At 72.4% G+C, this 25,617-nt stretch carries 21 protein-coding genes; 13 read left to right on the top strand and 8 right to left on the bottom strand.

Translation table 11 applies throughout. The annotated features are described in order from the left end of the window. The first annotated feature begins 500 nt into the window (after positions 1-500). On the top strand, positions 501-2,525 hold the full coding sequence (locus tag ACWD38_RS11835) for a beta-N-acetylhexosaminidase family protein (RefSeq protein ID WP_184483352.1): 2,025 nt from the start codon (positions 501-503) through the stop codon (positions 2,523-2,525). A gap of 6 nt (positions 2,526-2,531) precedes the next feature. On the opposite strand, the gene ACWD38_RS11830 is transcribed toward ACWD38_RS11835, so the two are convergent. Next, entirely contained in the window at positions 2,532-2,879 is a 348-nt protein-coding gene (locus ACWD38_RS11830) for a PspC domain-containing protein (protein WP_184483350.1), read from the bottom strand. A gap of 144 nt (positions 2,880-3,023) precedes the next feature. Between ACWD38_RS11830 and ACWD38_RS11825 the strand changes: the two genes are divergently transcribed. From ACWD38_RS11825 to ACWD38_RS11785, 9 genes are all read left to right on the top strand, one after another. Beyond that, a complete protein-coding gene (locus tag ACWD38_RS11825; RefSeq protein ID WP_184483348.1) occupies positions 3,024-3,581 on the top strand; it encodes a suppressor of fused domain protein in 558 nt (185 codons plus the stop codon). 252 nt (positions 3,582-3,833) lie between these two features. After that, positions 3,834-4,712: an AAA family ATPase gene (locus ACWD38_RS11820; protein ID WP_184485828.1), complete on the top strand. Its 879-nt coding sequence runs from the start codon at positions 3,834-3,836 to the stop codon at positions 4,710-4,712. 184 nt (positions 4,713-4,896) lie between these two features. Continuing rightward, positions 4,897-6,084, top strand: a complete 1,188-nt coding sequence (locus ACWD38_RS11815) for a vWA domain-containing protein (RefSeq protein ID WP_184483346.1) — start codon at positions 4,897-4,899, stop codon at positions 6,082-6,084. Continuing rightward, the gene (locus ACWD38_RS11810; RefSeq protein WP_184483344.1) at positions 6,077-7,189 is read left to right on the top strand and encodes an XdhC family protein; all 1,113 of its coding nucleotides are present in this window, start codon (positions 6,077-6,079) and stop codon (positions 7,187-7,189) included. The genes ACWD38_RS11815 and ACWD38_RS11810 overlap by 8 nt, the downstream gene beginning before the upstream one ends. A 113-nt stretch (positions 7,190-7,302) precedes the next feature. Further along, entirely contained in the window at positions 7,303-7,836 is a 534-nt protein-coding gene (locus ACWD38_RS11805) for a DUF4232 domain-containing protein (RefSeq protein WP_184483342.1), read from the top strand. A 197-nt stretch (positions 7,837-8,033) separates the two neighbouring features. After that, positions 8,034-8,582 (top strand): (2Fe-2S)-binding protein, encoded by a 549-nt coding sequence (locus tag ACWD38_RS11800; RefSeq protein ID WP_184483340.1) that lies wholly within the window; start codon positions 8,034-8,036, stop codon positions 8,580-8,582. Further along, the gene (locus tag ACWD38_RS11795) at positions 8,579-11,008 is read left to right on the top strand and encodes a xanthine dehydrogenase family protein molybdopterin-binding subunit (RefSeq protein WP_184483338.1); all 2,430 of its coding nucleotides are present in this window, start codon (positions 8,579-8,581) and stop codon (positions 11,006-11,008) included. The genes ACWD38_RS11800 and ACWD38_RS11795 overlap by 4 nt, the downstream gene beginning before the upstream one ends. After that, positions 11,005-11,859 (top strand): FAD binding domain-containing protein, encoded by an 855-nt coding sequence (locus ACWD38_RS11790; protein WP_450124039.1) that lies wholly within the window; start codon positions 11,005-11,007, stop codon positions 11,857-11,859. The genes ACWD38_RS11795 and ACWD38_RS11790 overlap by 4 nt, the downstream gene beginning before the upstream one ends. Before the next feature lie 179 nt (positions 11,860-12,038). Beyond that, positions 12,039-12,980, top strand: coding sequence for an SRPBCC domain-containing protein (locus ACWD38_RS11785; protein WP_184483334.1), 942 nt, complete (start codon positions 12,039-12,041; stop codon positions 12,978-12,980). A 9-nt stretch (positions 12,981-12,989) separates the two neighbouring features. Here ACWD38_RS11785 and ACWD38_RS11780 read toward each other — a convergent pair whose 3' ends face one another. The 4 genes from ACWD38_RS11780 to ACWD38_RS11765 form a co-directional block, all read right to left on the bottom strand. Continuing rightward, the gene (locus ACWD38_RS11780; RefSeq protein ID WP_450124038.1) at positions 12,990-13,667 is read right to left on the bottom strand and encodes a GNAT family N-acetyltransferase; all 678 of its coding nucleotides are present in this window, start codon (positions 13,665-13,667) and stop codon (positions 12,990-12,992) included. A 290-nt stretch (positions 13,668-13,957) separates the two neighbouring features. Then, the gene (locus tag ACWD38_RS11775; RefSeq protein ID WP_184483330.1) at positions 13,958-14,953 is read right to left on the bottom strand and encodes an o-succinylbenzoate synthase; all 996 of its coding nucleotides are present in this window, start codon (positions 14,951-14,953) and stop codon (positions 13,958-13,960) included. 193 nt (positions 14,954-15,146) lie between these two features. Then, positions 15,147-15,740 (bottom strand): suppressor of fused domain protein, encoded by a 594-nt coding sequence (locus tag ACWD38_RS11770; protein ID WP_184483328.1) that lies wholly within the window; start codon positions 15,738-15,740, stop codon positions 15,147-15,149. A gap of 161 nt (positions 15,741-15,901) precedes the next feature. Then, on the bottom strand, positions 15,902-17,563 hold the full coding sequence (locus ACWD38_RS11765; RefSeq protein WP_450124037.1) for a DNA repair helicase XPB: 1,662 nt from the start codon (positions 17,561-17,563) through the stop codon (positions 15,902-15,904). Between the two features lie 555 nt (positions 17,564-18,118). Between ACWD38_RS11765 and ACWD38_RS11760 the strand changes: the two genes are divergently transcribed. Together ACWD38_RS11760 and mdlC (ACWD38_RS11755) are read left to right on the top strand one after the other, a co-directional pair. Beyond that, the gene (locus ACWD38_RS11760; RefSeq protein WP_450124036.1) at positions 18,119-18,622 is read left to right on the top strand and encodes an LppU/SCO3897 family protein; all 504 of its coding nucleotides are present in this window, start codon (positions 18,119-18,121) and stop codon (positions 18,620-18,622) included. A gap of 69 nt (positions 18,623-18,691) precedes the next feature. Continuing rightward, the gene (gene mdlC, locus ACWD38_RS11755; RefSeq protein WP_450124035.1) at positions 18,692-20,281 is read left to right on the top strand and encodes a benzoylformate decarboxylase; all 1,590 of its coding nucleotides are present in this window, start codon (positions 18,692-18,694) and stop codon (positions 20,279-20,281) included. Positions 20,282-20,510: 229 nt separating this feature from the next. Here the strand turns inward: mdlC (ACWD38_RS11755) and ACWD38_RS11750 are convergent, their stop codons facing one another. Both ACWD38_RS11750 and ACWD38_RS11745 read right to left on the bottom strand, forming a co-directional pair. Continuing rightward, positions 20,511-21,518, bottom strand: coding sequence for an ABC transporter substrate-binding protein (locus tag ACWD38_RS11750; RefSeq protein ID WP_450124034.1), 1,008 nt, complete (start codon positions 21,516-21,518; stop codon positions 20,511-20,513). 104 nt (positions 21,519-21,622) lie between these two features. Next, positions 21,623-22,678, bottom strand: a complete 1,056-nt coding sequence (locus tag ACWD38_RS11745; protein WP_184483318.1) for an ABC transporter substrate-binding protein — start codon at positions 22,676-22,678, stop codon at positions 21,623-21,625. A gap of 266 nt (positions 22,679-22,944) precedes the next feature. Between ACWD38_RS11745 and mdlC (ACWD38_RS11740) the strand changes: the two genes are divergently transcribed. Further along, the gene (gene mdlC, locus ACWD38_RS11740; RefSeq protein WP_184483317.1) at positions 22,945-24,540 is read left to right on the top strand and encodes a benzoylformate decarboxylase; all 1,596 of its coding nucleotides are present in this window, start codon (positions 22,945-22,947) and stop codon (positions 24,538-24,540) included. A 270-nt stretch (positions 24,541-24,810) separates the two neighbouring features. On the opposite strand, the gene ACWD38_RS11735 is transcribed toward mdlC (ACWD38_RS11740), so the two are convergent. Further along, positions 24,811-25,617: an ATP-binding cassette domain-containing protein gene (locus ACWD38_RS11735; protein WP_184483315.1), complete on the bottom strand. Its 807-nt coding sequence runs from the start codon at positions 25,615-25,617 to the stop codon at positions 24,811-24,813.

Raw genomic sequence — 25,617 nt, 5'->3', positions numbered from 1 at the left:
GGTCGGCTTTAGGGATTGCTTCCACGGCTGGTGTTGCTGGGGTGTCCGGGTAGCGGAACCTCAGCGTCCTTCTCGCTGCGGGATCTTTTTCCCTCGTGGCTCCGCCACGAGGGAAAAAGCTGTCCTCGCGAGAAGGACGCTGAGAACCCGCGGGTGGTCGGCTTGCTTGCGTGGGCTATTCGCTGCGCGAATACAGGCACGGCCTACGGCCGCAAGGCAGGCTGGCTTCGCCGCCCAGGCACGGCTTCGCCGCGAGGCAGGTGGGCTTTGTCGCGCATTGCGCGGCTTTGTCGGGGGAGGGGTGGTTTCGCTCGCTCGTGGCAGGGATTTGGTGAGGGACGGTGCTGGGTGTGGGGGTGTGGCGTCGAACGGGGGATTCCGGGGGTGGCGGTGGTGGGAATCGGTGGCGCAAGCCGGTCAGGTCACGGCGATCGCGGGGGCGGTGTGATCTCCTGAGTGCCGCGTGTTCCGGGTACTACGGGTTGAGGAGGTTCGGGCGGATGGCCAGTTCAGGTGCGTGGCGCCGGGTCGGTGGTGCGGCGGCGATGCTGCTCAGCGCCGCTCTGATCGCCGCGGGCTGCACCGATGCGGCGGCACCGCCTCCGCAGCAGCCCCCGACCGGCGGCGAATCGGGGCCGGCGTCCTACCCGGCCGAAGGAGTGCCGGAAGTGGTGCCGCAGCCGCAGAAGGCGGAACGGCTCGGCGACGACGTGGCGGTGCGCGGCAAGGTCGAACTCGTCGTCGACCCGTTCGTCGACCCGCAGACCCGGGACCTGGCGCAGCGCGTGCTGCGCGAAGCCGGTGCCTCCGACGTCGTCGTGCGCGAACCCGGCGCGGCCGCCGAAGACGCGACGCTGCTGGTCCGGATCGGTGACCGGATGGCCCCGGGGATCGTGAAGGGCCTGCAGGCCAACGGCTGGGGAGCCCCCGGTTCGCTGCCCGAAGAGGGCTACGTGTTCGCGGCCCGCGGCGGGCAGGACAGCGTGGTGCTCGGGGCGGACGACGCGACCGGCGCCTACTACGGCGTGCAGACGCTGCGCCAGCTCGCCTCGCCCGGCCGGATCGCCGGGGTCGGCGTCGTGGACCAGCCGAACATGCCGCTGCGCGGCTCGATCGAAGGCTTCTACGGCAGCCCGTGGACGCACGCCGAACGGATGGACCAGCTCGCGTTCTACGGCGACGTCAAGCTCAACACCTACATCTACGCGCCGAAGGACGACCCGTACCACCGGGAGCGCTGGCGCGAGCCGTACCCGGCGGACAAGCTCGACGAGGTCAAGCAGCTCATCGGCCAGGCCGGGGCGCACCACGTGAAGTTCACCTTCGCGCTCTCGCCGGGAACGTCGATCTGCTACAACGACCCCGCCGATTTCCAAGCGCTGCAAGCGAAGTTGCAGGCCGTGTACGACTCGGGGGTGCGGGACTTCTCCGTGCCGTTCGACGACATCTCCTACACCCGCTGGAACTGCGCCGAAGACCAGGAGCGCTACGGCGCACCGGGCGAAGCCGCCGCGGGCCGCGCGCAAGCCGAACTGCTCAGCCGGGTGCAGCGCGAATTCATCGACACCCATCCCGGCGCGCAGCCGCTGCAGACGGTGCCGACCGAGTACTCCGACTACGACGACTCGGCGTACAAGACGGCGCTGCGCGACGGGCTCGACCCGCGGGTCGTGGTGATGTGGACCGGGGACGGCGTGATCCCCGAGCAGATCACCGTCTCGGACGCGGAGAAGGCCGCGCAGGTGTGGGGCCGGAAGGTGTTCCTCTGGGACAACTACCCGGTCAACGACTTCAACAAGTCCGTCGGCCGGTTGCTGCTCGGGCCGTACGGGGAACGCGAACCGGGGTTGAGCGAACAGCTCGTCGGCGACGTGGTGAACCCGATGAACCAGGCCGCGGCCAGCAAGGTCGTCGAGGTCGGCGCCGCCGACTTCGCCTGGAACGACGACGATTTCGACGCGCAGCGCGCGCACCGCGCCGCGGCCCGCTACCTGGCGACGGACCCGTCGGCGGCGCTGCGGCCCGCGTCGGCGGCCGACCCGGAGACCACCCGGGCGCTGCTGGTGTTCTTCGACCTCAACAGCATGTCGCCGCTGGCCAACGGTTCCCCGTGGCAGCCGCCCGCGCCGGAGCTGGAACGTCGGCTGGAGGAGTTCCGCGGCGAGTGGGACGGGGGCGATCGGGCGAAGGCCCTCGCCGGGCTGCGCGACTACGCCCAGCAGATCGCGCAGGCGCCCGAACGGATCCGGTCCTCGGCGCCGAAGGACTTCGCCGCCGACTCCGAGCCGTGGCTGCAGGCCACCGACCTGTGGGGCGACGCGCTCGTGACCACGGTGGACGGACTGCAGGCGCGCCAGGACGGCAACCAGGCGGTCGCCGACGAGCGGTTCGCCGCCGCCGCGGAGCTGGGCCGCCGGGCCGAACAGGTGCAGACGGTGCCGGGGGAGACCCGGCCGCAGGGCGCCGTCCGGCTCGCCGACGGGGTGCTCGACGTCTTCGTCCGGGAGGCGCCGCAGCTGCCCTGATCTCCTTCAGTCCTGCGGGACGAGGACCCAGCAGACCAGGTAGAGCAGGATTCCCGAACCGAAGCCGAGGATGGTGGCGGCGACCAGGCCCACCCGGACCAGGGTGGCGTCCACGCCCAGCAGGTCGCCCACGCCGCCGCACACCCCGGCGATCAGCCCGTCGCGCCGCCGCCGGAACCGCCGATACGCGGGTTCCGCGGCGGCGCCGTTCGTGGTGCCGGTGGTCTGATCGCGGCCGGTGGACTCGGCTCCCGGCACGTGCTCCGCGCCGGGAGCCGCCGTCGCGGTGCTCGCGGACGGGGCATCGACCTGGGCGGTGGTCTCGTCGAAGCGGTGGTTCGTCGTCTCGGTCATGGTCGCCAGCTTGCCGGGCGAGCGGCCCGCGAACCTCCGGGACGCCCCCGGTCGAACCCCGACCTCGCCCACCGCGCGGGCTCAGGGCGCCCCGGGCTCCGCGCGGGCGCGTGACATGATCGGCTCGACGGAAGGGGTGGCGGCATGAGCCGGTTCAGCGGGTTTCCCGCGCACGTCGAGAAGTACGTCGGCACCGTGCGCGGAGCCGACAGCCGGGACACCGAGGGGCGCGAACGCGACTACCACCTCGTGTACTGCGACCACCACTCCGGCCCGTACGTGTCGCTGCTGACCAGCGGCCTGCGCGAGCACACCGCGGGCGCGCCGCTGCCGCAAGAGGTGCTGTGCACGGTGCACGCCGACCAGGAGCGGTACGGGCGGCACCTGACCTCGGTGATCGCCGAGCTGCTCACCGAGTCGAACAGCCGGGTCGGCTACGGCGCGCTGATCATGAACGATCGGGCGCTGCTGCCCGGCACGGAGGTCGCGGGCGCGCTCGCCGCGCCGCACCCCTACCTCGCCGACGAGTTCGACGTGCTGCTCGACGAGGACGGCACGCCGGTGCTGCAGCTGATCACGCTGCTGCCGATCACCCGCGCCGAGTCGCAGCTGGTGGCCCGCTACGGCAGGGACGCCCTCTACGACCGCTGGGAGCAGCGCAACGTGGACCTCACCGACATCACCCGTCCCTCCGCCGCCTGACGCCCCCGGCGTGTCGGATTTCGCGCGATTTCGCGAGAAATCGAAATAGGTTCGCACGCGAACGGCCTCGATCTCGACCCGAGCGCGGTGTCGTGGCCAGGGGGGATCGTCGGTCGGAGGGGAGCACGCCGGGATGGGTCGTCCTTCGACTTCTCGCGAAATTGGCGGAGGTTGAACAACGTTCGGCGGGATGGTGGAAGTGAGCGGGGGCTCGCTTACGCTCGTGGTGTGGGTGATGACGGTGAGGTGGGGATGTGGTCCCCGAGCGCGGTGGCCGCGGCGTTGGACGATGCGGGGTACCTGCCGAACGCGGGGATCGCGACCGCCGCGTTCCTCGCCCTGAGCATGCGGCGCCCGCTGCTGTGCGAAGGGGAGCCGGGGACCGGCAAGACCGCGCTCGCGCAGGCGCTGGCCAAGGCGCTGGGCGTGGACCTGATCCGGTTGCAGTGCCACGAGGGCATCGACGCGTCGCAGGCCCTCTACGACTGGGACTTCCCGCGGCAGCTGCTGCACCTGCGGACCCTGGAGGCCGCCACCGAGGGCGCGCTGGACGCGGATGCCGCCGAATCCTCGCTCTACACCGAACGATTCCTGCTGGCTCGCCCGCTGCTGCGCGCGCTGCGGGAAGCGCCGTGCGTGCTGCTGGTCGACGAGATCGACCGCGCCGACGACGAGTTCGAGGCGTTCCTGCTGGAGGTGCTGTCCGAATACGCGGTGAGCATCCCCGAGTTCGGCGAGGTCCGCGCCACCGTCCCGCCGGTGGTGGTGCTGACGTCGAACCGCACCCGCGAAGTCCACGACGCGCTCAAGCGCCGCTGCCTCTACCACTGGCTGGAGCACCCGGACCTGGAGCGCGAGGTGGGCATCCTGCGCCGCAGGTTGCCGGACCTGCGCCCGCGGCTGGCCGGGCAGGTGGCGGAAGCGGTGCAGCGGATGCGGGAACTGGACCTGGTGAAACCACCGGGCGTCGCCGAGGCGCTGGACTGGGCGCAGGCGTTGCAGGCCCTGGACGACGACACCTTCGACGCGGACTCGGCCGCCGCCACGCTGGGGGCCGTCCTGAAGTACCGCGAGGACACCGACCGGGTCCGCGCCTCGGGAATCCTCGGCGAACCGGACGATCGGGACTGAGGTTTTTCCGCGCCGGTGGGCCATGACTCGCCGAACGGGGTCCTGACCTGCGCGCTCGTCGCGGCGAGCGGGACGGCCGAGGGCGTCGGCGTTCGAGCGCTCCGCCGGTGCCGGGCGAGCGCGACTCCGCCCGTCCTGCCGATCAGGCGTCCTCCGGACGCGTTTTTCGCGGCACAATGGGGGAATGGACACGCTCACCGGTCTGGTCGGGTTCGCCCGGTCGCTGCGGTACTCCGGCATGGCGTGCGGGCCCGACCGGGTGCAGGCGTTCCTCGCCGCGACCGAGCACACCGGCCTCGCCGAGCGGTCCGCGGTGTACTGGGCGGGCCGGTTGACGTTGTGCTCCGACCCGGAGGACCTCGCCCGCTACGACGCGGCGTTCACCTCGTGGTTCGACGCGGCACCGCCGCCCGCCGCCGAGGTGCCGAGCGCGCCGCGCCGGACGCGGATCGCGGCGCTCGCCTCCGGGGAGGCCGACGAGGACGCCGCCGACGACGACCCGATCAAGGCGGCGGCCAGCGCCGACGAGGTGCTGCGCCACCGCGACCTGGCCGATCTCGGCGCGGCCGAACGGGAACACCTGCGGCGCCTGTTCGCGCGGTTGCGCCCGGACCCGCCGAGCCGTCCCGCCGTGCGGTGGAGCCGTTCGCGACGCGGACCGCTGGATTCCCGCGCGACGCTGCGGACGATGCTGCGCACCGGTGGCGAACCGCTGCGCCTCGTCCGGCACCGCCGGGCCCGCAGGCCGCGCCGGGTGGTGCTGCTGATCGACGTGTCCGGCTCGATGAGCCCGTACGCGGACGCGCTGCTGCGCTTCGCGCACGTGGTGACCCGCCGCGCCCCGGCGAGCACCGAGGTGTTCACGCTGGGCACCCGGATGACCCGCGTGACCCGGCAGCTGCGCCAGCGGGACCCGGAGCACGCGCTGCGCGCGGCGTCGAAGGCGGTGCCGGACTTCTCCGGCGGCACCCGGCTCGGCGAAACGCTGCGGGCCTTCCTGGACCGGTGGGGGCAGCGCGGGGTCGCCAGGGGAGCGGTGATCGTGGTGTTCTCCGACGGCTGGGAGCGCGGCGACGTGAGCCTGCTCGACGAGCAGCTGCGCAGGTTGCGGCGGCTGGCCCGCGCCGTGGTGTGGGCGAACCCGCACGCCGGGCACGAGGGGTACGCGCCGGTGCAGTCCGGGATCGTGGCGGCGCTGCCGCACCTGGACGGGCTCGTCGCCGGGCACAGCCTCGATTCGTTGCAACGGGTGTGGTCGTGGGTGCTGCGCCTCGGGAATGCGACGGGGGTCACCGGCGCTGAGAAGTCCATGGCTGGGGAAAGGCCGGAAACCCGGGAAAGGCCGGGAACAGCGGAGGTGGCTCGTGCGTGACGTGCTCGATGAGGTGGCCAAGCGGTGGGAGTCCGGTGAGGCGGTCGGCCTCGGCACCGTGGTGGCGACCTTCCGGTCCGCACCGCGCCCGCCGGGCGCATCGATGCTGGTGACCCAGGCCGGGGAGGCCGTCGGCAGCGTCTCCGGCGGCTGCGTGGAAGGCGCCGTGTACGAACGCGCCACCGCGGCGCTCGACGGGGAACCGGCCGCGTTGCAGCGCTACGGCGTCAGCGACGACGACGCGTTCGCCGTGGGGCTGACCTGCGGCGGCATCCTCGACGTGTTCGTGGAGCGGGTGGATCGCGCCTCGTTCCCCGATTTCGACGCGGTGACCGAATCGGTGCGCGCGGAGGAGCCGGTGGCGGTCGCGACCGTCGTCGACCACCCCGACGCCGCCCGGATCGGGGCGCACCTGCTGGTGTGGAACGACCGCACCCGCGGCGGCCTCGGGGAGCGACGCGTCGACGACGCGGTGGCCGACGACGCGCGGGGCATGCTCGCCAGCGGGCGCAGCGGAGTCCTGGAGTACGGGCCGGAGGGGCAGCGGCGCGGCGAGGGCATGCGGGTGTTCGTGAACTCCTTCGAACCGCCGCCGCGGATGCTGGTGTTCGGCGCGATCGACTTCGCCGCCGCGATGGCGCGCATCGGCTCGTTCCTCGGCTACCGGGTGACCGTGTGCGACGCGCGGCCCGTGTTCGCCACCCGCAGCCGGTTCCCCGGCGTGGACGACGTGGTCGTGGACTGGCCGCACCGGTACCTCGCCGCGGAGGCCGAGGCGGGCCGGCTGGACGCGCGGACGGCGGTGATGGTCCTGACGCACGACCCGAAGTTCGACGTGCCGGTGCTGGAACTCGCGCTCCGGCAGCGGATCGGCTACGTCGGCGCGATGGGGTCGCGGCGGACCCACGACGACCGGATGCAGCGGCTGCGCGAGAACGGTGTGTCCGAGTCGGACCTGGCCCGGCTGTCCTCGCCGATCGGCCTGGACCTGGGGGCTCGAACTCCGGAGGAGACCGCGGTCTCGATCGCGGCGGAGCTGATCGCGCTGCGCTGGGGCGGCCAGGGCGCCCGCCTCGCCGAGACCGAAGGCCCGATCCACCGCTGACCACCGGCGGCCGGGCCTGGTTGTTCCCGCCCCCTTGCGGGAGCAACCGCAGCGGATTCCGCGCGTCCCTCGGAAGGAATGCACGCGAAAGACTTCCGAGAGGGGACGGACGAATGCGGAGCTTCACCACCGCTGCCCTGGCACTGTGCGCCGGGGCGCTGCTGACCACGGGGACCGGTCAGGCCGCCGCGACCGCAACGGTGGACCCTGCTCCGCGGGACGTTTCCGCGTCGAACTGCTCGGGTGAGGACTTCGCGGTCACCTTGCGGGCCCAGGCCGATCCCGGCTCGTTCCTGCTGGAACTGCGCAACACCTCCGAGGAGCGCTGCCTGCTCGGCGGCTGGGTGCGCTTGACGCCCGTGACGGCGAAGGGCACGCCGATCGAGGTGCCGACCGGCTACGTCGAAGTCCCCGCCCCGCCGGTGGCCGACCAGCAGCTCGAACCGGGCGGGACCGCCTACTCCGGGGTGCGCGTCGAGTACGGCGACACCGATTTCACCGCCGTCGGCTTCGATGCGACTCCGGCGGACATGACCGGGAAGTCGCCGACCACGGTCGAAGGTGCCGGTGATCCCTACCCGCGCCTGCCGGTCCGGAGCCTCCGGGTTGGCACCCTCCAGCCGACGCCGGAGAACGTTCTCTTCTGACGGGTTCGCCGAGGTCGGCGGATCAACGGCCGGTGCGCGCGTCGGGATCTCGGCGAACGGGGATCACCCGGCCATGGGAACCGGGTTGCCTGCGGCGGGGCGGCGTAGCAGGCTCGGGGACGTGACGCCCGTCACTCGAACGGGGTCATCGTGTTCCCGAACGCCCGCGCTCCCGCGGCCCGTCCTCTGGAGGCCCGATGCCGCGCATCACCGTCAACGTCGACGGCACCGACTACACCGACGACGTCGAACCCCGCACCCTGCTCGTCCAGCACCTCCGCGAACGGCTCGGCAAGGTCGGCACCGTCGTCGGCTGCGACACCAGCAACTGCGGAGCCTGCACCGTCCACATGGACGGGCACAGCGTCAAATCCTGTTCCGTGCTGGCGGTCCAAGCCGACGGCCACGACATCACCACGATCGAAGGGCTCGCCCGCGACGGCGAGCTGCACCCGATGCAGCAGGCGTTCCACGACAACCACGCGCTGCAATGCGGGTTCTGCACGCCCGGCATGATCATGCAGTCGCTGGACCTGCTCGCCGAAACACCGGACCCGGACGACCAGCAGGTCCGCGAAGGACTCGAAGGCAACCTCTGCCGCTGCACCGGCTACCAGAACATCGTCCGGGCCGTCCGCGACGCGGCGCAGCGGATGCAGCCGGGAGCCGGACCACCGATGGAGCACACCGACGACACCCCGCGGCAGCGCACCGGCGAGCAGCAGGCGGAGGTGACGCGCCCATGACCGCCACTGCGGAGCCGGAACTCGGCCGCCCCCGCAAGCGCAAGGAGGACGCCCGGCTGATCACCGGTCGCACTCGCTGGACCGACAACATGGTGCTGCCGGGCATGCTGCACCTCGCCGTGCTGCGCAGCCCCGCAGCGCACGCCCGGATCGCCTCGATCGACACCGAACGCGCCCGCCGGATGCCCGGAGTCCGCGCCGTCCTCACCGGCCGGGACCTCGCCGACGAGCAGGGCAGCCTGCCGTGCGCGTGGCCCATCACCGAGGACATGCTGGCCCCGCAGGCACCGTCGCTGGCGGTCGACGCGGTGCACTTCGCCGGTGAGGCCGTCGCCGTCGTCGCCGCCCGCAGCGCAGCGGAGGCGCGCGACGCGCTGGACGCGATCGACGTGGACTACGACGACCTGCCCGTCGTCCTCGACATCACCGCCGCCGCTGCTGCGGATTCCCCGCTGGTGCACGAAGAACTCGGCACGAACCGCAGCGCCACCTGGACCTTCGACTCCGCCGAGGCGGGCACCGGTGGCGACGTGGAACGCGCGCTGGCCGACGCGGAAGTGCGGGTGGACCGCACGTTCCGCCAGCAGCGGCTGATCCCCGCGTTCATGGAACCCCGCTCGGTCGTGGTGGACCCGACCGGTGAGCAGTTCACGATGTGGTCGGCCACCCAGGTGCCGCACATCCTGCGGCTGATGCTGGCGATGACGCTGGGCGTCCCGGAGCACCAGGTCCGCGTCATCGCGCCCGACGTGGGCGGTGGGTTCGGCGGCAAGCTCCAGGTGACGCCGGAGGAGATCATCGCGTTCCTGCTGGCCCGCAGGCTCGGCGTGCCGGTGAAGTGGACGGAGACGCGCTCCGAGACGATGGTCGCCGCCCACCACGGCCGCGACCAGGTGCAGCGGCTGTCGCTGTCGGCCCGCCGGGACGGCACCGTCACCGGGCTGAAGGTGGAGCTGCTGGCCGACATGGGCGCCTACCTGCGGCTCGTCACGCCCGGCGTGCCGATCCTGGGCGCGTTCATGTTCAACGGGATCTACAAGTTCCCCGCCTACCGCTTCAGCTGCACGAACGTGTTCACCAACAAGACCCCCACCGACGCCTACCGCGGCGCGGGACGGCCGGAGGCCACGTTCGGCATCGAGCGGATGATGGACGAGCTCGCCGCCGAACTCGGCATGGACCCGATGGAGCTGCGCCGCAAGAACTGGATCGAGCGCGACGAGTTCCCGTTCGACACGGTCTCCGGGCTCACCTACGACTCGGGCGACTACGCGGCGGCCACCGACAAGGCGATGCGGCTGCTGGGCTACGACGAGCTGCGCGCGGAGCAGGCGGAACGCGCGCGGCGCGGCGCGACGGTGCGGCTGGGCATCGGGATCTCCACGTTCACCGAGATGTGCGGGCTCGCCCCGTCCCGCGTGCTCGGTTCGCTGTCCTACGGCGCGGGCGGCTGGGAGCACGCGGCGATCCGGGTGCTGCCCACCGGCAAGGTCGAGGTCGTCACCGGCGTCTCACCGCACGGCCAAGGCCACGAGACGGCGTGGAGCCAGATCGTCGCCGACCGGATGGGCGTTCCGTTCGAGGACGTCGCGGTGCTGCACGGCGACACGCAGAGCTCGCCGAAGGGCCTGGACACCTACGGTTCGCGGTCGCTGGCCGTCGGCGGCATGGCGGTGGTCGCCGCCGCCGACAAGGTGATCGACAAGGCCCGCAAGATCGCCGCGCACCTGATGGAGTGCGCCGAGGACGACGTCGAGTTCACCGAGGGCCGGTTCGGCGTGCGCGGCACCGACCGGGCCACGGCGCTGGGCGAGGTGGCGCTGGCCGCGTTCGCAGCCCACGACCTCCCGGAGGGCGTGGAGCCCAGCTTGGACGCCGACGCGACCTTCGACCCGGAGAACTTCTCGTTCCCGCACGGCACCCACCTGTGCGCGGTCGAAGTGGACACCGAGACCGGTCGGGTGCGGATCCGGAAGTACGCGTGCGTGGACGACGTGGGCGCGGTCGTGAACCCGCTCATCGTGGAGGGCCAGGTGCACGGCGGGCTCGCGCAGGGCATCGCGCAGGCGCTGTTCGAAGAAGCCGTCCACGACGAGGGCGGCACGCTCACCACGGCGACGCTCGCGGACTACCTGGTGCCGTCCGCGGTGGACCTGCCGGAGTACGCCACCGACCGCACCGAGACGCGGGCGACGTCGAACGCGCTGGGCGTGAAGGGCGTCGGGGAGGCGGGCACGATCGCCTCCACCCCGGCGGTGGTCAACGCGGTGGTGGACGCGCTGCGGCCGTTCGGCGTGACCGACGTGGAGATGCCCTGCTCGCCGCAGCGGGTGTGGCGGGCGATCACCGGGGCGCGCGCTTCCGGTGCCACCGCGCCGGAATCCGGTGGCGGCATGGGTTCGATGACTCAGGGAGGGACCCGATGATCTCGGCGGCATTCGACTACGTCGCACCGTCCACAGTGGAAGAGGCGGTGCTGGCGCTGCAGCAGGCCGGTGACGAGGCCAAGGTGCTCGGCGGCGGGCAGAGCCTGCTGCCGGTGCTGCGGATGCGGCTCGCCGACCCGCAGCTCGTCGTCGACGTGGGCAAGATCCCGGAGCTGCGCGGCGTCCGCGCCGACGGCGACCGCATCGCCATCGGCGCCATGACCACCCACCACGAGATCACCCGCGACCCGCTGGTCCACGAGCACCTGCCGCTGCTCGAACTGGCCACCCGCACCGTCGCCGACCCGCAGGTGCGCCACCGCGGCACGTTCGGCGGGTCGCTCGCGCACGCGGACCCGGCCGGGGACCTGCCCGCGCCCGCGCTGGTGCTGGACGCCGAGATGGTGCTCGCCGGACCCGGCGGGCGCCGCGCGGTGCCCGCCGCCGAGTTCTTCGTGGACTTCTTCACCACCGCCCTCGAACCGGACGAACTGCTGGTGGAGGTGCGGCTGCCGAAGTGGACGGGCTGGTCGGCGCACTACGAGAAGTTCAACCGGGTCGCCCAGGCCTGGTCGATGGTCGGTGTCGCCGCCGCCGTCCGAGTCGACGGCGGCACCATCGCCGAGGCGCGCGTCGGGCTCACCAACATGGCCGCCACCCCGATCCGCGCTTCCGGCGTGGAACGGGCGCTGGTCGGAGCCCCGGCCACCGCGGACGCGATCAGGCAGGCAGCCCGGCACGCCGCCGACGGCACCAGCCCCACCGCCGACGCGAGCGCCGACGTGGACTACCGGGAGCACCTCGCCGAGGTGCTCACCGGGCGCGCGGTGTCCGCCGCCGCCGGGGTGTAGGAATGGACGGGTCGGTGCGTCCTGCGGCGCACCGGCCTCCCTGGTGCACGGCGGCGTGCGCGGGGAGACTGGCGCGGGTGGTCGCCGGTCGGGGCCACGTCGCCGTGCGCATCCGGCGCGCACGCCCGCGGAGCTTCGCCCCGCACACCGTGCGGCGATCTACCAGGAGGACTTGTCCCGTGCAGATGCAGCACCACTTCACCGTTCCGGTCCCGGTCGACGTGGCGTGGCCGGCGATCATCGACCCCGAGCGGGTCGCCCCGTGCATGCCCGGCGCCACCCTCAGCAGCGCCGAGGGCAACGACTTCGCCGGTTCGGTGAAGGTGAAGCTGGGCCCGATCTCCTTGCTGTACAAGGGGACCGGCTCGTTCAAGGAGGTCGACGAGGCGGGGCGCCGGGTCGTCATCGACGCCAGCGGCAAGGACTCCCGCGGCAACGGCACCGCGGCGGCCACCGTCACCGTCACGCTCACCGCGGACGGGGACAGCACCTCGGCGCAGGTCGACACGGATCTGAAGGTGACGGGCAAACCGGCTCAGCTCGGGCGCGGGCTGATGTCCGAGGTGGGCGGCAAGATCCTGAACCAGTTCGCGGGCAACCTGGCCCGGAGCCTCACCGGCGAGGACACCGGCGCCGCGGGCGCGACCGGGTCGGGTCCGGCGGCGAAGTCCGGCACGACCGGCGGCGCCGCGAAGCCGGGCGAGACCGCGAAGTCCGGTGAAGCGGCCAAGTCCGGTGAGGCGGCCGGTGACGCGAAGGACGCCACGTCCGCGAAGTCCACCGCCGGGCAGCCGACGAACGGCGAGCACCCGACCGCGGCGGCCGAGGCGTCCGCCGCGGCGAAGGCCGCGCGGGTCGGCCGCACTCCCGCGTGGCGGGTCACTTCGCCCGCCTCGGAGCGGGCCGGATCCGCCGACGCGGTGGCCTCCTCCACCACCGCCGCCCAGCGCCCCGCCGAGCGCGCCGACTCGGTGATCACCGGTGGCACCGTGCCGAACGACGAGGCCATCGACCTGCTGGGCGCCGCGGGCACCCCGGTGCTCAAGCGCGCGCTGCCCGTCGCCGCCGCCGTGCTCGTCGTGGGACTCCTGCTGCGCCGCCTCCGCCGCCGTCGCGCGTGAGGCGCGGGGTCACCTGCGGGGTTCGCGCGTGCCCGCGCTGACGACTCCCGCGCGGTTCGCCCAGCCCAGCGCCGTGTAGAGGTGTCGGCCCTGCCTGCTGGCGGTGAGCAGGCCCGTTTCCGCTCCGAGTCCGATCGCCGCGCGCACGAGCGAGCTCATCACCGCGCCGCCGAGGCCGCGCCGCCGGTGCGTGCGGTAGGTGGCGATGTTGTGCGCCACGGCCACCCCGTCCAGCACCACCATGACGCCGTGGGCGGCGGGGCGGTCGTGCTCGTCGACGACCCGGATGTCGAGGATCGGCCCGTCCCGGTCCAGCGACACCGCGTACGGGGCGGCGACCGGGAGGTCCGGGTGTTCGCGCAGGTCGATCGTCATGAAGTGCTCCTGCTCGGCGGCGAGCCGGAGCCCTTCCTCGCCCAGCACCTCCGCCACCTCGCGCGGCGCCGTCGTCGGCACCGTCAGCCAGTCCGGGTGCGGTGAACCGGCGACCTGCGCGGCGAGCGCGCGCAGCGCCCCGGGGTCCCCGTCGGCGTCGAGCACGAGGCTCTCCAGGTGGCGGCCCGGCTTGCCGGACAGCACGTGCAGCGCCCCGTCCGCCTCATCCGCCGGAGCCAGGCCGCACGCCACGCCCCAGCCGCGCTGCCAGCAGCGGACCAGGTGGGGCAGGGACTGCGCGGAGCCGGTCATGCCCCCACCCAACCATCCCGCCCACCACCCCGACCCGAAGGGAGTGAACGGACCGTTCGTCCAACGGGTTCGGACAGATGGTCCGTTCACTCGGTGAACCACTGCTCCCAGGGGCGTAGCGCTCGCGAGGCGGGTTCGAGTGAACGGACCGTTCGTCCAACGGGATTGGGCAGATGGTCCGTTCACTTCATCTGGGTCGACTGCTCGCCGGTCGAGTGGGGTGGTTGCGTGAGCGGACTGTTCGTCCAACGGGATTGGACGAACGGTCCGCTCACTTCGAACCGGGTGGGTCAGCGGGTGGTGAGGAGGGTGTGCACGCGGACCAGGCGGTCTAGCCAGCGGCGCTGGTCCTCGGCGCCGGGGGTGGCGGCGGCGACCCGCGCCGGGTCCGGCAGCGGAGCGCGCCGCGGCACCGGCAGCACGCCCGCGCGCGGCACCAGCGAGTCGCTGACCACGTCCCCGTCCAGCAGCGACATGGTCCCCAGCCCGCACGCGAAGGGCAGCTCCGGCAGCGCCCCGGCCAGCGCGAGCTGCGCGGCGAGACCCACGCTGGTCTCCACGGCGGAGGACACCACGCACGGCAGCCCGCACGCCTCCGCGACTCGCAGCGCGCGCCGCACCCCGCCCAGCGGGGCCGCCTTGAGCACGGCGACGTCGGCGGCCTCGGCGACGGCGACCTTCAGCGGGTCCTCGGCGCGGCGGATGGACTCGTCGGCGGCGATGCGCACCTGCACCTTGCGGCGCACCGCGGCGAGGTCCTCGATGGTCGGGCTGGGCTGCTCCACGTATTCGAGGCCGCCCGCGGCCCGGTCCAGCTCGGCGATGCGGGCGATGGCGGTGTCCACGTCCCAGGCGGCGTTCGCGTCCACCCGGATCGCCCCGGTCGGCCCCAGCGCGTCCCGGACGGCGGCGACGCGTTCGACGTCGTCGGCGGGGGTCTGGGAGCGTTCGGCGACCTTGACCTTCGCCGTGGTGCAGCCGGAGGCGGCGACGATCGCGTGCGCCTTCGCGGCGTCCACGGCGGGCACCGTGCAGTTCACCGGCACCTGGTCGCGCACCGGTTCCGGCCAGTCACCGGCGCAGGCTTCCAGCGCCGCGGCCAGCCAGGGCACGGACGCGGCGTCGTCGTAGTCCTCGAACGGGCAGAACTCGCCCCACCCGGCCGGGCCGCCGAGCAGCACGCCCTGCCTGCGGGTGATGCCGCGGAACCGGGTGCGCATGGGTAGGCCGTACACGCGGACCGCGTCGAGCTCGGCCAAGCTGATCGTCGACCCGTTCGCGGTCATGTCTGGTCCTTCCGGCTCGGCCGTCACCACGGCGTTCCTCCCGAACTCGGGTGCCCGCGTCATCGTCTCGCCAGAGCGGCCTTCCCGCGGACCCGAGCGGACGCGGGAGGTGCGTGCCAGGACGTCGTGGGGCGCACGACGCGAAGCGCCGGCCCCCGCGCGGGAGGCCGGTGCGATCGGGTTCCGCGCGGCGTCAGGCGACGCTGGGGCGGCCCAGGTCGAACACGTCGACCTCGAAGCGGGCCCACTGCTGGCGCAGCGCGGTCACCCCGTTGTCGAGGATGTAGTTCAGCTCGCCCAGGGTCACCGGCAGCAGCGTGTACACCTGCAGCTGCTCGGTGCCGTCGGGATCGGTGAACCGGGTGAACTCCGGTGGGAACAGCGGGTGGCCGCTGGCCAGGACGCCGTAGAACTCGGTGTCCGGCAGCAGCGGGTTCTCGTTCGGCACGATCTGGTCCGGCACGAGGTGCGTGCCGCTCTGCACCAGCAGTTCGGACGTCACGTCCACCAGGTGCCGGGCCGCTTCCGCCTGCTCCTTGTAGACGGTGCACGCCAGCTCCTGCGCCGGGTCCGCGCCCAGCGGCTGGAACCGCAGACCCGAGCTGATCACGGTGCTCAGGTGGTACTGCTCCAAGTGGAAGAACACCAGCCCGTAGCCGCGGTTCTCGCCGCGCACGTTGGGCGGCTCCGCGGCCGTGGGGGTGCCCGCGTGACGTTCGAGGTTCTCCGCCAGCCCGATGAACCGGTGTGCACCACCCATCGCGGTGTTGTGCTTCTCGGTGGTCATCCGATCTCCAGTGCTGCGTGTGCTGTCGCAACGGTAACCGGTGCCGTCTGAGGCACGGGTGGTTTCACCGACGACCACGAAAATACGACCTCGCTCCTGCGTCGTGGCGGCGGGTGCCGCAACCGAATTCGGGTCCCGCGTCGCGCGGGCGCGGGTGCGGCTCAGCCGACATCGGGCAGGGCCGGTCCGAGCAGGTCGTCGGCGTCCACGATGCGGTAGGCGTAGCCCTGCTCGGCGAGGAACCGCTGCCGGTGCGCCGCGTAGTCGGTGTCCAGTGTGTCGCGGGAGACGACCGAGTAGAAGTGCGCCTGCTTGCGTTCGGTCTTCGGCCGCAGCAACCGGCCCAGCCGCTGCGCCTCCTCCTGGCGGGATCCGAAGGTGCCGGAGACCTGCACCGCCACCGACGCCTCCGGCAGGTCGATGGAGAAGTTCGCCACCTTCGACACGACGAGCCTGCTGATCTCGCCGTTGCGGAAGGCGTCGAACAGCTTCTCGCGTTCCTTGTTCTTCGTCGAGCCCTCGATGATCGGGGCGTCGAGCGCTTCGCCGAGCTCGTGCAGCTGCTCCAGGTAGGCGCCGATGACCAGCGCCGGCTCACCGGGGTGCTGGTCGAGGATGGCGCGCACGACCGGGGCCTTGGTGCGCGCGGTGGAGCACACCTTGTAGCGCTCCTCGGCTTCGGAGGTCGCGTACTGGAGGCGTTCGTTCTCGGTGAGCGTGACCCGGACCTCGACGCAGTCGGCGGGGGCGATCCAGCCCTGGGACTCGATGTCCTTCCACGGCGCGTCGAAGCGCTTCGGGCCGATCAGCGAGAACACGTCGCCTTCGCGGCCGTCCTCGCGCACCAGGGTGGCGGTGAGGCCGAGGCGGCGGCGGGACTGGAGGTCGGCGGTCATCCGGAACACGGGGGCGGGCAGCAGGTGCACTTCGTCGTAGACGACGAGGCCCCAGTCGCGGGAGTCGAACAGCTCCAGGTGCTTGTACTCGCCCTTCGACTTGCGGGTGATCACCTGGTAGGTGGCGATGGTGACCGGGCGGATCTCCTTCTTCTCGCCGGAGTACTCGCCGATCTCCTCCTCGGTGAGCGAGGTGCGTTCGATCAGCTCCCGCTTCCACTGCCTGCCCGCGACGGTGTTGGTGACGAGGATCAGCGTGGTCGCGCCCGCTTCGGCCATCGCGGCGGCGCCGACGAGGGTCTTGCCCGCGCCGCAGGGCAGCACGACCACGCCGGAGCCGCCCGCCCAGAACGACTGCACGGCTTGGCGCTGGTAGTCGCGCAGGCTCCAGCCGTCCTCGGCGAGTTCGATGGGGTGCGCCTCGCCGTCGACGTAGCCCGCGAGGTCCTCGGCGGGCCAGCCGATCTTGAGCAGCAGCTGCTTGAGCCTGCCGCGCTCGCTGGGGTGCACGGCCACCGTGTCGTCGTCGATGCGGGCGCCGAGCATCGGGATGATCTTCTTGTTGCGCAGGATCTCTTCGAGCACCGCCCGGTCCAGCGAGATCAGCACCAGCCCGTGCGCCGGGTCCTGGGCGAGCTGCAGCCGGCCGAACCGGCCCATCGTCTCGACGATGTCCACCAGCAGCGGCTGCGGCACGGGGTAGCGGGAGAAGCGGACGAGGCCGTCCACGACCTGCTCGGCGTCGTGCCCCGCGGCGCGCGCGTTCCACAGCGCCAGCGGGGTGATCCGGTAGGTGTGCACGTGTTCGGGGGCGCGTTCCAGCTCGGCGAACGGCGCGATGGAGCTGCGGGCCTCGTCGGCCTGGGCGTGGTCGACTTCGAGCAGCAGGGTCTTGTCGGACTGGACGATGAGCGGTCCGTCGGTCACGGGTGCGGCTCCTCGGGCTGGACGACTCTTTGCGCAGGTGATCGGCGTGCGGAACAACGGCCGGACCGTCCTCCAGTATTCCACTGGTCGCGTTCGGTCCGACCGTGCTCCCGCTGAGTGGCCACCCGGTGGCGGAACGGGGTGGTTCTGGGAACGATTCGCGGGTTTCCGGACTGGCCGAGGTGGCGGTCGGCTAGGTTTCCCGCTCGGCACGTAGATCATTTAGGAGATGCCGTGAGCGTTCCGCCGCAAGGTCAGTACCCACCGGGGCATCCTCGGCAGTCGCCGGGGCGGCCGACGCGGTGGGGGCCGCCGGCGGGACTCCCGGCAGCGCCGTCGCAGGGGTCGTTCCCGCTGGGCACGCCGCGGCAACCGGGCCACGGCCAGCTGGGGTACCAGCGGGTGGCCGCCGGGCAGCTCGGAGTGCAGCCGGGGGAGCAGGCCCCGAGCTATCCACAAGTGGACCACGGACAGCAGAGTTGTCCACAGGGTTATCCCCAGGCAGACCCCGTTGGTCCACAACTGCCTGCTCAGCCGCCGAAGAAGAGGCGCAGGGTGCTCGGCGGGATGCTCGGCTGCGCCGGGTTCCTCCTCATCGGCGTCCTGCTCACCGTCGGCCGGTCCTTCGCGGGCATGAGCGGCGGCATCCCGGAGGTCGGCGAGTGCGTGGCCATCACCGACGACTCCCAGGACGACCTCGCGTTCGAGACCACCGCCTGCGGAACCGCGGACTCCGACCACCGGGTCGTCCAGGCGAAGCGGAACCACGACAGCTGCGACGGCGACTACTCCGAGATCACCCAGGGCTCCACCAGGCTGTGCCTGATCCCGGACGTGACCACCGGCGACTGCCAGAAGGTCCCGGGCGCGAACAGCGCGGGCATCTCGATCCCGATGGGCATCGACACCAAGGTCCCGTGCGGCGATCCGGCGGCCACCGTCGAGATCGTCGTGGCCGCCGACAGCACCGCCGGCGAAGCGGTCTGCCCGGCCGACGCCGAGAACTACGCCGTGTTCGACGACCCGCCGAAGACGTTCTGCTTCGAGCTGCTGCGGTGATCTCGTCCGGTGGACCGGCGCGTGCGGGGTGTGCTGGGGTGATCCGGGAGTCGATTCGGGAGGTCGGTAATGGGTGAGCGGACGGTCCGGGACGTCACGCGGGAACTGCTGCGCGGGCTGGGGCTGACCACCGTGTTCGGCAATCCCGGCACCACCGAGGTCCCCTTCCTCACCGACTGGCCGGACGACTTCCGCTACGTGCTGGGCCTGCAGGAGTCCGTGGTGGTCGCGATGGCCGACGGGTACGCGCAGGTGCGGCGGGCCCCGGTGCTGGTGAACCTGCACTCGGCGGGCGGGGTCGGGCACGCCCTGGGCGCCGTGTTCACCGCCTACCGCAACCGCACCCCGATGATCGTCACTGCCGGGCAGCAGACCCGGACGCTGGTGTTCGACGAGCCGTTCCTCGGCGCGACGGACGCGGCGACCTTCCCGAAGCCGTACGTGAAGTTCAGCTACGAGCCGGCGAGCGCGGCCGACGTGCCCGCCGCGATCGCCCGCGCGCACCAGGTGGCGATGACCCCGCCGCAGGGCCCGGTGTTCGTCTCCATCCCCGCCGACGACTGGGACCGGCCGGCCTCCGACGTCCCGCCGCGCCCGGTCACCCCCGGTCCCGCGCCGGATCCGGACGCGGTCGCGGAGCTGGCCGCCGCGCTGGACGGCAGCGAGCGCCCGGCCTTCGTCGTCGGACCGGCCGTCGACCACGACGGGGTGGTGCCGGAGCTGGTGGAGCTCGCCGAGCGCACCCGGGCCGCGGTGTGGACGGCGCCGCTGTCGCCGCGCTGCTCGTTCCCCGAGGACCACCCGCGGTTCGCCGGTTTCCTGCAGCCGGAGCGGCGCCTGCTGGCCGCCGAGCTCGCGGCCCACGACCTCGTCGTGGTGTGGGGTGCGCCCGCGTTCACCTACCACGTCTACCGGGGCGAGGCGGAGGCCGAACTGCCGGAGATGTTCCTCGTGCACGACGATCCCGAGGTGCTCGCCCGCGCCCGGCGCGGCAGGGGAGTGCTGGGCACCGTGGCGCACGCGGTCCGCGGCGTCGCCGAACTCGTCGGCCCCGGCTCACCGGGAGAGCGCGTCGAGCCCGCGCGGGCGGCCGGGCCGCCGCGCCCGGCGGCGAGCACGCCGCTGAGCGCCGCCTACGTGCTCGCCGAGCTCCGCGCGGCGTGGCCCGCCGACGCGGTGGTGGTCGAGGAGGCGCCGAGCCACCGCAACGACCTGCACGACCACTTCCCGATCACCTCGCGGGACGGCGGTTTCTTCGCCTGCGCCTCCGGGGCGCTGGGCTACGGCATCGGCGCCGCGGTCGGGGCGGCGATCGGCGGTTCGTCGCGGCCGGTGCTGGCGCTGCTCGGCGACGGCTCCAGCATGTACAGCATCCAGGCCGTGTGGTCGGCGGTGCGCGAGCAGGCCCCGGTCACGTTCGCGATCCTGGACAACGCCCGCTACGCGGCGGTCGCCGTGCTCGGCGAGGCCGGCGGCGGGCGCAAGCTGCCCGGCGTCGAGCTGGGCGGCACGGACTTCGCCGCCCTCGCCCGCAGCCTCGGCTGCCCCGCCACCACGATCAGCACCCCCGCGGAGCTAACCGAGGCCCTGACCACGCTCACCCAAGGCCCCCACCTGCTCCACATCAAGGTAGGAGCAGAACAACGCCACCTCTACTGACGACGTACCCCCCGCAGCCGCCGCCCAGCCGCTCAGACGACCATCGTCCTGTCAGCGGCGAAGCCGCTGAGCAGTGACCCAGCACGCAACCGGCACCGCCGCGGGTTCTCCGTCGTCTTCTCGCGAGGACAGCTTTTTCCCTCGTGGCGGAGCCACTTGGGAAAAAGATCCCGCAGCGAGAAGACGACGGAGGTTCCGCCACCCAACCCCTACGCAGAACGAGCAGCCATCAAGCCCCAGAAGCGATGAGCGTTGTCGCGTCTAGCGGATGATCGATGAAGGTGAAGCTGTGCATCAGGTCCGCGACGCGCTGCATCTGGGTGCCGTCGGGCACCGCGCGGTAGGTGACCAGCTCCGTCTCGGCGGCGACCTCCGGGGAGATCCGCGCGACGTCGGGCAGCAGCGGCTCCACCGTCCGGCGGTCCCTGGCCTCCAGCGTGGCGCGGGTGAGGCCGCGCTGGAACGCGGCGACCGTGCGCGGGTTGTCCTGCACGAAGCGCGCGGTGGCGCCGTACCCGGACAGCGGCAGTCCTTCGGCGGGCCCGACGGCCGTGTCGAACGCGGTGCGCGCGCTGCCTTCGCGGGTGGCGATGGTGATGAAGGGTTCCGTGACCAGCGCCGCGTCGAGGCGCCGCTGCGCGAGGGCCGCGGGCATGTTCGGGAACGAGATCGGCGCCAGCTCCACGCGGTCGGTGGGCACGCCCGCGTCGTGCAGCGCGGATTTGACCAGCAGGTCGGAGACGGTGCCGATGGCGCTGACGCCGACGACCCGGCCCACCAGGTCGGCGGGCCCGCGGACGGGTGAGTCGGGCGGGACCATCACGACGGCGGTGCCGGGCGCGGCGGCTCCGGCGTCGGCGACGATGCGCAGGTCGGCCGCGCCTCGGGACTGCGCGGTCAGCAGCGGCACGTAGCTGCTCAGGGCCACGTCGTACTCGCCGCTGATCAGCGAGGTGAGCGCGGCGCTGCCGTCGGTGGCCTTGGTGATCTCGACCTGGAGGCCTTCGTGCTGGAAGTAGCCGCGCCGCACGGCCAGCGCCAGCGGCGCGTACTCCGTGGTCGGCAGCGTGCCCACGGTGATCGTGGCCTGTTCGACGCGGTCGTTCCCGCCGTCGTCCCGCGCGCCGCCGAGCAGCCCGCAGCCGCTGGTGGTGAGCAGCGCGGCGGAGCCCGCCGCGGCGAGCAGGCCGCGCCGGGACAGCGGCCTGGCCGGTAACCGTCGAGGTGAAGCGGACATGGCCGGGGCCTCCTCGTCGGGCGGAGCACGGGGACCGACAGCAGTTCGCCGGCGACCCGCCCCGGTCGCCGGCGATCCGGCTTCAGCTGCCTAGTGGTGCGTGATCACGCGCCACCGGTCGAATTCTGCTCCAACGGAGGCGGTTGGACCAGCATCGTGGAGACATCGACCTTCTTGTCGATCTGCCCGAAGCGCTGCATCAGGTCCGCGACCCGCTGCAGCCGGGAGGCGTCCATCGAGGTCGGGATCTTGCCGAGCTCCACGATCGGCGCCAGCTCCGGGGTGATCTTGGCGAACTGCGGGAGCAGCGGAGTGACCTCGGCGCGGTTCTGCCCGGCCACCTGCGCCCGCTGCACGGCCCGCTGGAAGGCCTTCAGCGTCTCCGGGTTCTCCTCGGCGAACTTCGCCGTGGTCATGGCGCCGGCCACCGGGAAGTCCGCGGTGCCGCCGGAGAACGCGTCCATGATCGAGACGGCGCCGGCGTTCTTGGCGGCCTGGGTGATGAAGGGTTCGGTCATCACCGCGGCGTCGATCTGGCCGTTCTGCAGCGCGGGCAGCATGTCGGGGAAGCCGAAGCGCACGAACTGGTCGTCGGAGACGTTGATGCCCCGGTCCTGCAGCGCGGCCTTGGTGCCGATGTCGGTGATGGCGCCGGGCGCGCTGTAGGCGATCTTGGCGCCGGCCAGGTCCTCCGGCTTCTTGATCTTGGACCCGGGCAGCACCATGATGTTCATGGTGTTCGGCACCGAGATCATCATCTCGCTGATGATCTTGAGGTCGGCCGCGCCGGTGGCCTGCGCCTTGATCGGCGCGGTGTAGCTGCCGAGGCTCACGTCGTTCTGACCGGAGATCAGCGAGGTCAGCGCCGCCGGGCCGTCGGAGACCGGCTGCACCTTGACGGTGAGGCCCTCGTCGGCGAAGTAGCCCTTGGCCTGCGCCACCGCGATCGGAGCCTGGGACAGCGCGGGCAGCGAACCCACCACGACCGTGTCCTTCTCCAGCTTGCCACCACTGCTGTCGCCGCTCGCCCCGTCGGAGCCGCTGAGCAGACCGCAGCCGCTCAGCGTGAAGGTCGTGATGCCGATGGCGGCAATGGACAGCAGCGCGCGGGTCGCGCGGCGCCTTCCGCGAGATGCGGATCCGGTCGGTCTGCTCGGCATGCGGGGGTGCCTCCTCGGGCGAGCGTGCGTAAAGGGGGACGGAGGTGCCCGAGCGGGGTGGCGCGCCGGAAGCCCACGTCTGGCCTGCTAAACAGGCTGCAATAGGATTGGAATCGCACTTACCCGAGCGTGTCAAGGTGATCTAGTTCCCCGTGACCAACTGTAATTACATTGGGGCTCGGTGTAGCACGATGTCGGTCGGCGACGCTTTTTTCTCGCATTGAGGGAAATATGTGAATGTGCGGCCGCTGCTGAGGAGAATGCTGATGGAGGCTTCAGGTGGGCCGACCGTGCGCGACGTCACGCGCGGCCTTATGCGCGATCTCGGGTTGACGACCGTCTTCGGCAACCCCGGCACGACCGAGGTGCCGTTCCTGGACCAGTGGCCGGACGACTTCCGCTACGTGCTCGGGCTGCAGGAGTCCGTCGTGACCTCGATGGCCGACGGGTACGCCCAGCAGACGGGCAACGCGGTGCTGGTCAACCTGCACTCCGCCGGCGGGGTCGGGCACGCGCTCGGAGCGGTGTTCGGCGCCTACCGCAACCGCACTCCGATGATCGTGCTGGCCGGCCAGCAGGACCGCAGGTTGCTGCCGCACGACCCCTTCCTCGGCGCGACCGAAGCCGCGCAGTTCCCCAAGCCGTACGTGAAGTGGTCGCTGGAGCCCGCCCGCGCCGCCGACGTTCCGCTGGCGCTGATCAGGGCGTACCAACTGGCGATGCAAGGTCCGCGCGGCCCGGTCTTCCTGTCCGTGCCTGCCGACGACTGGGACCAGCCGGGTGAGCCCGTCACGGCCCCGCACCCCGTCGCCGCGCCCGCGGCGGACCCGGCGGTGATCACCGAGCTCGCCACCGCGCTGCGCGACTGCGAGCGCCCCGCCTTCGTCGTGGGGCCCGCCGTCATCGAGGCGGGCGCCGTCGCCGACCTGGTGGAGCTGGCCGAGCGCACCGGCGCCGCGGTGTGGATCTCGCCGATGGTCTCGCGCTCCTCGTTCCCGGAGACGCACCCGCAGTTCGCCGGGTTCCTGCAGCCCGCGGAACCGGCGGTGGCCGCCGCGCTGCGCGACCACGACCTGGTCGCGGTGTTCGGGGCGCCCGCGTTCACCTACCACGTCTACCGCGGCGAACCGGAGCACCGCAGGCCGCAGGGCTACGTGATCAGCGACGACCCGGAGATCCTGGCCCGCACCCAGCACCTGCGGGGCGTGCACGCGGGGCTCGCCCCGGCGCTGCGGCAGCTGCTGGGCGAGGTCGCGCCGTCCGATCGGCCCGCCGCCACGGCCTGGGAGCGCCCGGAACTGCCGGAGCTGACCAACCCGCCGCAGGCCGATCACGTGATCAGCCTGGTGCACGAGCTGCTGCCCGCGGACGCCGTGGTGGTCACCGAGGCGCCGACGCACAAGCAGACGATCCAGCGGCACCTGCCGTTCCACTCGCCCGACCAGGACTTCCACGCCGGGGCCAGCGGTTCGCTGGGCTACGGGATCTCCGCGCTGGTCGGGTCGGCGCTGGCCGCCCCGTCCCGTCCGGTGCTGGGCATCATCGGTGACGGCGCCAGCATGTACGGCATCCAGGCGCTGTGGACGGCCGCCAAGGAGCACGCGTCGCTGACGATGCTGGTGCTGGACAACGAGGAGTACGCGGCGGTGCGGGTGCTCGGCGAGGTCGGCTCCGACGGCAAGATGCCCGGTGTCGCGCTCGGCGGCATCGACTTCGTCGCGGTCGCGCGCGGGCTGGGCTGCTCGGCGCGCCGGGTGGAGGACCTGGCGGAGCTGGACCGTGAGCTGCGCGCGGCGCTGGCCGAACCGGGGCCGACGGTGCTGCACGTCCCGGTCGCGCCGAGCGGCCGGAAACTGTACTGATCGAATTCCCGAATTCGGGGGGAATCCCTCGCGAACAATCCGAGCTCCGGGTGCGGACGGCAATTCTGGGATTTTCCCCAGTCTTTTCATGATTCACCCGGAGCCCGTATTCGGAGAGTGATCACTACTTCCGAGTAAGTACTCGGATTCGGGGCCGTGAATGGCGTCCGGGACCAGAATTCACCGGACTCGGCGATCACGTTCCGAAGCGATGTGCCCGCCGCGCGCCGAGGGGCGGGCGGCGGGTGTCGCGTCGTCAGGTGGCCGGGATCACTCCGCGGTGGCGCCGCCGGAGACCGCCGCGCGCGGATCGGCGGTCGCCGCGGGCGAGTGCAGCAGCCGCGCCACGTGGCTGCGCAGCCGCACGAACTCCGCCGAGGCGCGGGTGCCGATCTGGTCCCGCTGCGAGCCCAGCGGCACGTCCAGCTCCGCCACCACCGTCGCGGGCGACTTGGACAGCACCAGCACCCGGTCGCCCAGGTAGATGCTCTCGTCGATGTCGTGGGTGACCAGCAGGATCGTGCTGCCGTACTCCCGGCGCACCGACAGCAGCAGGTCCTCCAGCTCGAACCGGGTCTGCGCGTCGACGGACGCGAACGGCTCGTCCATCAGCAGCAGCGCCGGCCGGGTGGCCAGCGCGCGGGCGATGGCGACGCGCTGCTGCATGCCGCCGGAGAGCTGCCACGGGTACTTCTTCGCCGCGTCCGAGAGCCCGACCCAGGCCAGCGCCTCCTCGGCGCGTTCCCGGCGGTTCACCGAGCGCGTGCGCAGCGGGAACTCCACGTTGCCGCGCACCGTCATCCAGGGGAACAGCGAGCGGCTGTAGTCCTGGAACACCACGGCGAGGTCCTCGGGCACGCCGTCGATCTCGGTGCCGCGCAGCGCGATGCTGCCCGAAGTCGGGCGCTGCAGTCCGCCGATGATGCGCAGCAGCGTCGACTTGCCGCAGCCGGACGGGCCGACGATGCAGGTGAGCTCGCCGGTGCGCACCGCGAAGCCCAGCTCCTCGATGGCGACGTGCCGCTGCTTCCCGGGGTAGGTGTGCCCGAGCCCGGTCACTTCCAGCATGGTGCTCAC

The organism is Saccharopolyspora sp. NPDC002578 (assembly GCF_053592695.1).
The sequence above is the reverse complement of the archived record's forward strand: the minus strand, read 5'-3'. Positions and strand labels throughout refer to the sequence as shown.